Source organism: Halanaerobium sp. (genome assembly GCF_003070835.1).
Genome location: NZ_QBLR01000276.1, coordinates 1 through 4573, shown reverse-complemented (window position 1 = coordinate 4573; position 4573 = coordinate 1). Strand labels below are relative to the sequence as shown.

General features: G+C 32.5%; 5 protein-coding genes. All 5 read left to right on the top strand.

The window, feature by feature from the left end; all coding sequences use genetic code 11:
* The first annotated feature begins 147 nt into the window (after nt 1–147).
* Genes CI949_RS17270 through CI949_RS17250 form a run of 5 tightly spaced genes read left to right on the top strand, consistent with a single transcriptional unit; the run spans nt 148 to nt 4555 of the window.
* On the top strand, nt 148–1329 hold the full coding sequence (locus CI949_RS17270) for an ABC transporter substrate-binding protein (protein WP_290768648.1): 1182 nt from the start codon (nt 148–150) through the stop codon (nt 1327–1329).
* Complete coding sequence (locus tag CI949_RS17265; RefSeq protein WP_290768646.1) at nt 1322–2965, top strand: glycoside hydrolase family 10 protein; 1644 nt, start codon at nt 1322–1324, stop codon at nt 2963–2965. Before CI949_RS17270 ends, CI949_RS17265 begins: the two co-directional genes overlap by 8 nt.
* Nucleotides 2966–2996: 31 nt before the next feature.
* Entirely contained in the window at nt 2997–4115 is a 1119-nt protein-coding gene (locus CI949_RS17260) for a CBS domain-containing protein (protein WP_089716821.1), read from the top strand.
* Nucleotides 4116–4152: 37 nt separating this feature from the next.
* Nucleotides 4153–4347: a DUF2177 family protein gene (locus CI949_RS17255; RefSeq protein ID WP_290768644.1), complete on the top strand. Its 195-nt coding sequence runs from the start codon at nt 4153–4155 to the stop codon at nt 4345–4347.
* On the top strand, nt 4319–4555 hold the full coding sequence (locus tag CI949_RS17250) for a DUF2177 family protein (RefSeq protein ID WP_365941882.1): 237 nt from the start codon (nt 4319–4321) through the stop codon (nt 4553–4555). Before CI949_RS17255 ends, CI949_RS17250 begins: the two co-directional genes overlap by 29 nt.
* The last annotated feature ends 18 nt before the right edge of the window (nt 4556–4573 follow it).

Here is a 4573-nt window from a genome sequence, read left to right as displayed (position 1 = left end):
ATATTCACCCTGATAAAATCCATTTTCCCAAAGTAATGGATAATAATTTTGACTGTAGTTTTTTTTCAGTTTCAGCTTTTTTAGCCTTACCTGCTATTTTCTACAGCAGTTCAGGCAGAAAAAGAAATAGAATTTTGGACTATAAGTTTGAGGCCTCACCATGATGATTATTTTTTAGAAAAGATTGATGAATTTGAAAGTGCAAATCCTGATTTTAAAATAATCTGGGAAGATATAAATTTTTCTTCAATTAATCAAAAGCTTCGTTATCGAATTGCAGAAGGAACTGCACCAGAAGTAGTCAATCTTTCACCACAATTAATGGCCTCACTTCTGCAGGAAGATTTATTATATCCAATTTCTGAGCTTAAACAGGAATACAGTCAAAATTATTATCCATTACTTTGGGAAAATGGATTTTATCAGGGTGAATATTACGCTTTTCCCTGGTATGTTAGTTCCAAATTAATGGTTTATAATCAAGAAATATTTAAAATTGCCGGTTTAGATCCAACAAAAGTTATTAATAACCGGGAGCAGTTGTTTGCAGCTGCAGAAGAGATAACAAAAGAAACTGATGTTTATGCTTTGATGCCGCAGATTAAAATTCACCATGAGTTCATTGAAGCTGGGATAAATTTGTTTGAAAATGAAAATAAAAGAGAAAAAGCAGCATTTAATACTAAAGCTGCTGAAGAAATAATCATTAGATACCAAAAATTAGCTGAAGCCGGTGTAATTCCAAAAGATACTCTTAACTCTGGTTTCAATGTCGCCTTAGAACGCTATAAAAAAAATGACCTAGCCATCTTATTTGCTGCACCACAATTTTTAGATGAAATTGAAAACGAGTCAGATTATTTGAGGGAACAAACAGCTTTGGCGGTTATTCCAACAGCTAAAGATGGTATAGTTAATTCCCCGTTAATGAATTTAGTTATTCCAAAAGGAGCGGATCATAAAAAAGAAGCAGCAGAGTTTGCCGCACTGATAACTTCACCGGCATCACAGCGAGAATTTAGTCAGAGAACTTCAGTCTTATCTTCAGCTCTAGATAATCGGGAAGCAGAAGATATAGAAAAAGAAGAGATTATAACAACCTTTGATTCTAAAACATCTTTGAAAAAAGAGGCCAAAAAAATTCTGCGGGAACAACTTTCCAAAAGTAAAGATCTAACTTTAATCCACCCTAAAGCAGATAAACTAATCAAAGTATTAGATGAGGAGTTTGCTAAGGCATTTGCTAACAAAATTACTGCTGAAGAAGCCTTAACTAATATGGAAAAAGAATGGAATCAGATCTTAAATGAGGAGAATAATAATGAATAGGAAAATAAAAGTAATAACTTTAACTGTTATTGTAGTGTTATTTATTTATTCACTCAGTGCTGCTGCTTATTTTGAGCCAGTAGAATACCGCAAATCACTATTAAAACTAAGAGATGCAGAACGTGCTTTAAATAATTTGGATAAAAATTTAAAAGAAGCTGAATCTGACTTTAGGATTATAGATAAGCAAACAGTTGAATCTAATTTAAAAGAACTAGATAGTCTATACCAGGAACTTATTCAGGCATATCAGCAGCAAAGAGATCGTCAAGTCCAGGAATTAGAATATATTATAACCAATAAATCCGACGAAATACGAATGAAAATTATAGAATCAAAACCAGTACAGCTTAGAGCCTTCTGGCTGGACAATGGAACTTTTGCCAGATTAAATGGTAGAGCTGGAGTTCAAAAATTATTAGATAGGGCTCAAAAAGCAAATTTTAATGTGATATTTCCTGAAACATTTTATAAGGGAAAAGCAGTTATTCCTGATAATAAATTATTTGAACAAGATTCCCAATTCAGCAGTTGGGAAGAAGATCCTTTAGAAATTTTAATTGAAGAAGCAAAAAAAAGAAAGATAGAAATCCATCCCTGGGTCTGGGTTTTTAATGAGAATACAAGCGGCAGTCCGGGCAAAATTTTAACTGAAAATCCAGAATGGGCTAATCAAGACAAAGAAGGTAATATTGTCAGCTATCATGATTCAACCTGGCTTTCACCTGCCAGAGAGGATGTAAAAGATTTTCTGCAGCAGAGATACCTATATTTAGTTAAAAATTATGATATCCAGGGAATTAATCTAGATTATATTCGTTTTCCAGAAGAATATAGAGGTAGTTTTGGTTATGATAAAAGTACAGTAGAAGGATTTAAAGAAAAATATGGAATGGATCCCTTTCAAATAAAAAGCTCCAGTTCAGATTTTTCTCTCTGGAATAAATATAGAGAAAATTTAGTTACTGAAATGGTAAAAGAAGTTTCTAAAAAGCTAAAAAATGTTGATCCCAAGTTATTGATATCAGCTGATGTGATCCCAGGAAGAGAGGAAGCTCGCTATCGGGCGTTACAGGATTGGTCGCTCTGGCTTGAAAAAGATTTTGTAGATTTTGTAGTTCCAATGACCTATACAGAAAACCTCTTTTCGGAATTAAGACGCTGGATTAAAGAAGATCGAAATGTGCTAACTGATCCACTCTATCCTGGTATCTCAGTTTTTAAATTAACCCCCGATCAATTAATAGATCAGGTAGAAGAAGTCAATAGAATAAATCCAAATGGAGCTTCTTTATTTGCAGCAGCTCATTTAACAGCAAATGATTACCATAGTTTATCTCAAGGAGTTTATTCAGAGGCAGCCCTTTTACCTTATAAAAACAAAGCAGCTTCTTTAAAAAGCATACAAAAATTAATTTTAAAAAGGCTAGAGTTGATTAAAGAAAAAAATAAGATTGATAATTTTTCCATTATCAAAATAAGAGGCTATTTAAATCAAGCAGCTCAAGCTGATTCAGAAATTGATGTTAAATTTGAGCAATTTATCATTGATAATAAGATAGAGCTTTCTGAAAATGTGATGAGAGTTTTAAAAGCAGACTTTGATTATTTAATGGATCAAAAAAGACTTTATTAATGTTCATCATTTCTGGATTGGGGTGATAAAAATGAAAAATTCTTTTACAGTTGGTCATTTATTTGGAATACCTGTAAAAATTCATTTTAGTTTGCTGTTGGTTTTGCCGTTTTTTGCCTGGGCCTTTGGCAGTAATATTATTTATCTAACCGAAAACACGGACATTGCCAGGAGAGAGCTGATTTTAAACCCTTATTTATTAGGCTTTATCATGGCAGTGATGCTTTTTATCAGTATTTTAATTCATGAACTGGCACATTCACTTGTAGCCAGGACTAAAGATGTTAAAACAACAGATATTACTTTAATGCTTTTTGGAGGACTGGCAAATATTGAAGAAATTTCTAAAGATCCTAAAAATGAGGTAAAAATTGCAGCCAGTGGTCCTTTAACTAGTCTTTTTATTGGTTTTCTATGTGTGGCTGCAGCTCGTTTTGCTCCAACATTTATATTTGAAGATCTGCGTTTAATCATTTTATATACAGGTCAGTTAAATATATTCCTTGCTATTTTTAACTTGATACCTGCTTTTCCATCGGATGGTGGTCGGATGTTAAGGGCAGTAATTGCTCAAAAAACATCATTTAGAAGGGCAACTGAAATCGCATCTAGAGTTGGGAAAGCATTTGCCTTGGTTTTTGGTATTTTTGGTTTTATGAGCGGGAACTTTCTCTTAGTTTTTATTGCTTTTTTCATTTATATTGGAGCATCACAGGAACATCAATTCAGTAATATTAAATTTGCTCTCTCTAATTTAAAAGTAAAAGATTTAATGACAACAGATGTAAAAACAGTTCCGGTAAACATGAGTATTCACCGCTTAATCGAAAAAATGCTTGCTGACAAACATTCTGGTTTTCCTGTTTTAAGAGATGAAAAAGTGGTTGGGATAGTGACAATGGAAGATGCAAAAAAGATTCCTCAGGATGAATATCGCAATACTCCAGTTCAAAGTATAATGAATAAAGATTTACACTGTGTTAAAGAAGAAGATGAATTATTTGAGGCATTTAAATTACTTTTTCAAAAAGATATTGGAAGACTTTTAGTTATGAAAGGTGATGAATTAAAAGGCATAATCACTCGTTCAGATGTAATGACAGGCTTACGGGTCAGACAGTTAGAAAATATTAAAGTAGAAGATGATTGAAAATATAAAATAATAGAAATAGAAAAGAGGAATAAAGATGTTTTATATAAAATCATATTTAATTGCAATTGTAGTCTTTTTTTCTGTTGATCTTGTCTGGCTAGGTGCCGTAGCTAAAAATCTCTACAGAGAGCAGCTTGGCTTTTTACTTAAAGATAATTTTAATATGACAGCAGCTGCAGTATTCTATATCTTTTATATAGCTGGCCTGCTCTTTTTTTGTAATAAATAGAGCAGTAGAATTATCAAGCTGGCAATATGCCTTAGGTGTTGGTGCTTTCTTTGGCTTCATCACTTACGCTACCTATGATATGACAAATCTAGCAACTATCAAAGATTGGCCTGTGATGATTACTGTGATCGATATTATCTGGGGTAGTGTATTATGTGGATTAACTTCACTGATAACTTATCTTTTAATTAACTATTTTAAGATATGATAAAAAACTAAAAAACCA